The 504-nt window shown below is 79.0% G+C and carries 1 protein-coding gene; it reads left to right on the top strand.

All coding sequences use genetic code 11. The features are described 5' to 3' along the window. Positions 1-504: SCO6045 C-terminal-like domain-containing protein (locus V2J85_RS40355; protein ID WP_474064976.1), on the top strand; the 504-nt coding region annotated here is incomplete at both ends.

The following is a 504-nucleotide window of genomic DNA, read 5'->3' as shown; positions in this document are numbered from 1 at the left end:
CCCGGCGCGGAGCTCGCGGCCGAACTGGAGACGATCCGGGCCACGCTGCGGGCGGCGGGCCCGGCGGCCGACGCGCGTACAGGCCGTACGACGGGGTCCGACGCGGGTACGGCAGAAGCCGGGGCGCGTGTGGCCTGTACGACTGCGACCGGAGCCGGGGCGACCGCGACCCGTGCCACGGAGGCCGACGCGCGTGCGGTCCGTACGACCGCGGCCGGGGCGCGTACGGCCCGTACCGCCCCGGCCGAAGCCGCCAAGGCCGCACCTCCCGCGGAAACGCCCGTCGCACCCCCCGGTGCCCGCGACCGTACCGCCGTCGCCCAGACCGCGCTGCTCTCCGCGCTCGTCGCCGGGACCCCGGCCCCCGAGCGCTTCGACCACCGGCGGCTGCGCGTGCAGAGCCGGGCGCTGGCCGCCAAGCGGGCCGGTGTCGTCGCCAAGGTGGCGCCCGAGCTGCCGGAGATCCTCGGTGACGGCTACCGCGCCGCGTTCCTCGCGTACGCC

The sequence above is a fragment of the Streptomyces bugieae genome, assembly GCF_036352915.1.
Lineage (GTDB): Bacteria > Actinomycetota > Actinomycetes > Streptomycetales > Streptomycetaceae > Streptomyces > Streptomyces endophytica.
This window is presented reverse-complemented; position numbering and strand designations above follow the sequence as displayed.